The organism is Bradyrhizobium sp., from assembly GCF_019242285.1.
In the GTDB taxonomy this organism is placed as follows: domain Bacteria; phylum Pseudomonadota; class Alphaproteobacteria; order Rhizobiales; family Xanthobacteraceae; genus Bradyrhizobium.
Genome location: NZ_JAFAVV010000739.1, coordinates 1 through 3,755 on the forward strand (window position 1 = coordinate 1; position 3,755 = coordinate 3,755).

Below are 3,755 nucleotides of genomic sequence, written 5' to 3' on the forward strand. Positions count from 1 at the left end.
TCCTTGTTGCAGGCGGGCCATGGGTGAGGCCTTCACCCGGCATTCCCTGCGCCCTCTGACTTTTCGAGGGTGACATCTCGGCAAAGCTCGGACGAATCCCGTCGCGAGAACGCGGCTGCATGTTCGGTGTCGTAGGGTGCGCTAAGCTTCAGACTTCGCTCGAAGAGCGAAGGCAGAAGCGTGCCCACCATCCAGAGCACCGCTGTCGATGGAATGGTGGGCACGACGCTTGCGCATCTAGCCAACCCTACGGCTCCGGGCTGCCCTCAGGCCACGTCGGCCTGCGGGGCTTCCTGCGGCTCGGCCGGCGGGGCGGCTGCGAGCGCATCGAGATCGATGAGCTGCGGATCATCCTCGGCGAGATCGCCGTTGAAACGCTGGCTGCCATGGACATGCATCAAGGTCTGCACCCGGCGCGCATTGAGGTAGTCGACATGCTGATGCTTGAGCGCGGCCGGCAGCAGCGCCTTCGGCAGACCCACCATGGTGAAGGCGGGCACGCGGCGCACTTCCTCGCCTTCGCGCCAGCGCAGCGGATTGAGCGTGTAGATCATCTGCAGCTCGATCTCGGACTCCGGCACTTCCTGCGGCTCGTCCGGCTCGGCGGGCGCCGGCAGCAGCGCGACGTTGGCATTGCCCGCGCGCGTGCGCACCGCGGTCGAGCGCAGCTCCCAGCAGATCAGGTCGGCCGCCGCGATCACCTCGCGCCGCATGGCCTCCACGCTGCCGGCGAACCGAGCCGCTTCCGGCACCGAGGCCGGGCTCCTGCCGGCCGCGTCGATCAGCGCGCCGGTCGAGACCGCAAAACCCGGGACAGCCTGCTCGATCGCGGCGGCCATCGCCTCGATGTCGTCGGCGAGCGTGTCGCGGTCGCGCTGCGTCCTGGTCTCGGCCAGCGCGCGTTCGGTGGCGACGATCTGCTCGTCGAGCTCCGCGAGCGCTGCACGCAGCGTCCGCGCGTTCTCCTCGACTGCGCGCATCTTCGCTTCGGCGCGTTCGAGCTTGGCGTTGCTGGCGCCGGCGACCGCCAGCCGTTCGGCGGCGGCGCGCTTTTCCTCGAGATCGGTCGCAGCGGCGCTCAAGCGGCCAGCGAGTCTCTCGCGCGCGCCCTGCTTTTCCTTCAACGTCGCCTCGAAGCGCTCGACCGGACTGAACTCACGCTTGAAAAATGCCATGGCGACCAACCTCGCGAATCGCAATCATCCGCCGAATCATCGTTCGATTGTAACCTCGGGAAACTAGTCGCAAACTTGGATTATTTGCGGGCCGTATGCACAAGCCGCTTGAACGCGCCGCATCGCTCGCGGGCCGTAACGAATCGCGGAACCAGTTTCAGCGCTGCGGTACCGGCATCGGCGGGCGCAACGAGCCGTGCGGCGACCGGGTCGAGGACGCCCGGTGTTTCGCCGCAGCCGTCCGCACGCGCCCGCCCGGGGGACCGTCGACCGACTCCAGGTAGGAGGACAATTCCCAGGCCGAGCTCGAACTGGTGGCGTAATGCTGCTGCAGGAACAGGAACAGTTGAAGGCGGAAGCGATCCTTGGCGAGGTGGCGCGGACTGTGGTGGCAGCTCGCGCAGCCGTCGGCGAAGAGCCTGGCGGGAGATTTGCCCTGATCGAGATTTTGCGCCCGTGCCATGCCGCCGGCGAGGATGGCGGCAACCGCGAGCGCAATGCAGGAAGGCGGCGCCAGACCAATCCATCGCCGCGACAAAACCGCCTTCTTCATGCCCCGAAAATGCCCCAATATCGCCGCTCGCGCTTCTGCCTTCGAAACCTATCGCGGCCAAGCCTGTCGAAAACACGGCGGCACCGCCAAACCTCCCCAAGCGATCGTCTGGCGGTGCTCAGACGCCGTCGAGATCGGGCGGATCGAACCAGTTGGTGAGCGCGATGCCGCCATCGACCACGATCGCGGCACCGGTCACATAGGCCGAGATCCTGTTCGACAGCACCGCGAGCGCCATCGGCGCGAGGTCCTTCGCCTCCCCGATTCGGCCGAGCGGAATGTGTCTGGCCATCGCCGGATTGGCAACGAAGCCGCCGGCCGCGATGGCGCCGGGCACCAGGGCGTTGACGCGGATGTCGAAGCGGCCGAGCGTCTTGGCGAGCTCCCTGACCAGCATCGCCATCGCAGCCTTGGCCGAGGAATAGTGCGGCAGGTTGCGCGGCGTGTCGGCATGCAGCGAGGTGAGGAACAGGAACGAGCCGGATGCTTTCGCGGCGATGAGCTGGCGCGCCAATTCCCGGGCAAGATGGAAGCCGGCATCGAGATTGACAGCGTGCATCCTGCGCCAGCTGTCGCCGGTCACGGCAAAGGTGTGGTCGGCCTCGCGGCGCGGGGGCGAGGCCGAGTGCACGAAGTGGGTGACCTGCCCGACCACCGCCGTTGCGTGAGACAGCAAGGCGTCGCATACCGCGGGCTCGGCGAGATCGCCGACGAACGGGACCGCCAGGTCCGGCCGCGGCGCGCTCTCCATCGAGGCCGCGATCCGCTCCTCGCTGACGTCGGCGAACACGGTCCTCAACCCCTCGCCGACCAGGCCATGCGCGATGGCGCGCCCGATGCCGTTGCCGGCACCGGTGACGAGCGCCGCCTCATGTGCGGAATCGAATGGCGTGTCGAGCAGACCCATGGCCGCTGGCGCTCCCTGATGTCCGAGCTACGGGATCGCCCGCATAAGACACGCATCGGAAGCGAGCCTCAAGCGTCAGCTTTGGTGCGGCCCCCGCATCATCTTCATGGCGTCCTCGACATGGCGCCAGTCGCGGGCCTGCTCGCTCTCGCCCTTGCTTTCGCAGGCAACGGCGTTCTGCGCGGCCTTGGCGATCGCCGAAAGACCGTGCTGCTCCAGCATTTGCCGTGCGATCGTGTGGATCTGCGTTTCCGACGTCATGGCGCTCTCCCGATGGTTCGAGCCGGCGGGGCAGCCGAAAAATCGCGGCGGCCGGACTTGCCCGTCCTGGTCCAATCGCGGGGAGCGCGCTGCGGTTCCTTCACGATCGCGACGGGGGGCGAAAGCTCATCCTGCGTCGCGTCAGACCGAGGATTCGGCCGCCTCCTGCTCCAGCGCCAAGGCCGGCACATCGCGCGAGCCGCCGACAGCGAGGATGAAAGCCTCGGTCGTGGAGTCCTGCGTCAAAACCCTTCCGGCGACGGAGAGCGGCCCGGCGCGCCACAGCGTAAGCCCGAGCAGCGCATATGCCGCCGCGGTCCACATCGCTTGCCAGTTCCGGAAACCTTCATTGAACAACACGTGCAGCGCCGCCAGCGCGAGCAGACCCGCGAAAGCGGCCTCGGCCAGCCGCGGGGCCTGCGACTTGCCGCGGTTGAGCAGCGTCAGCGTCCAGAACGGCATCACGGCCATGCCCAGGGCGGCGAACGGAAAATCGCGCCAGCGGGAGTCGAACACCAGGCCGAGCGCGGTTTCCACCGCGACCAGGGCGGTCGCGATCAGCGCCAGTCCCAGCATCCAGTCGGCGCGCGAGGAGCACCGGCCCTCGCGCGGACCGATCAGCTCGGCGAGCGCAGGAACGGCACGACCCGCCATCAGCGCCTCAGAGCATAACGGCGGCACCGCGATGGACAGCGCCAACAATGTGCCCTGCATCAGCCAGCCGTCGATCCCATAGCTTTGATACAGCATGTCCTCAGCGCTCAGTCCCAGCAAGGCGCCGCCCAGCGTGGCGGACGTCGCAACCGCGATCCAGGATGCCAACGACGGCGGCGAGGATCGGCGCCGCGCCGCAAGCCAT

The 3,755-nt window shown here is 67.8% G+C and carries 5 protein-coding genes; all 5 read right to left on the reverse strand.

All coding sequences use genetic code 11. The annotated features are described in order from the left end of the window. Positions 1-266 precede the first annotated feature (266 nt). Positions 267-1,175, reverse strand: coding sequence for a hypothetical protein (locus tag JOY90_RS29970; RefSeq protein ID WP_291694711.1), 909 nt, complete (start codon positions 1,173-1,175; stop codon positions 267-269). 157 nt (positions 1,176-1,332) lie between these two features. After that, positions 1,333-1,728, reverse strand: coding sequence for a cytochrome C (locus tag JOY90_RS29975; RefSeq protein ID WP_291694712.1), 396 nt, complete (start codon positions 1,726-1,728; stop codon positions 1,333-1,335). A gap of 118 nt (positions 1,729-1,846) precedes the next feature. Then, the gene (locus JOY90_RS29980; protein WP_291694713.1) at positions 1,847-2,635 is read right to left on the reverse strand and encodes an SDR family NAD(P)-dependent oxidoreductase; all 789 of its coding nucleotides are present in this window, start codon (positions 2,633-2,635) and stop codon (positions 1,847-1,849) included. A 75-nt stretch (positions 2,636-2,710) separates the two neighbouring features. After that, positions 2,711-2,896 carry a hypothetical protein gene (locus JOY90_RS29985; RefSeq protein WP_291694714.1) on the reverse strand — a complete coding sequence of 62 codons (186 nt, stop codon included), beginning with the start codon at positions 2,894-2,896 and terminating at the stop codon, positions 2,711-2,713. A 141-nt stretch (positions 2,897-3,037) separates the two neighbouring features. Further along, on the reverse strand, positions 3,038-3,646 hold the full coding sequence (locus JOY90_RS29990) for a hypothetical protein (RefSeq protein WP_291694715.1): 609 nt from the start codon (positions 3,644-3,646) through the stop codon (positions 3,038-3,040). Between the last annotated feature and the right edge of the window lie 109 nt (positions 3,647-3,755).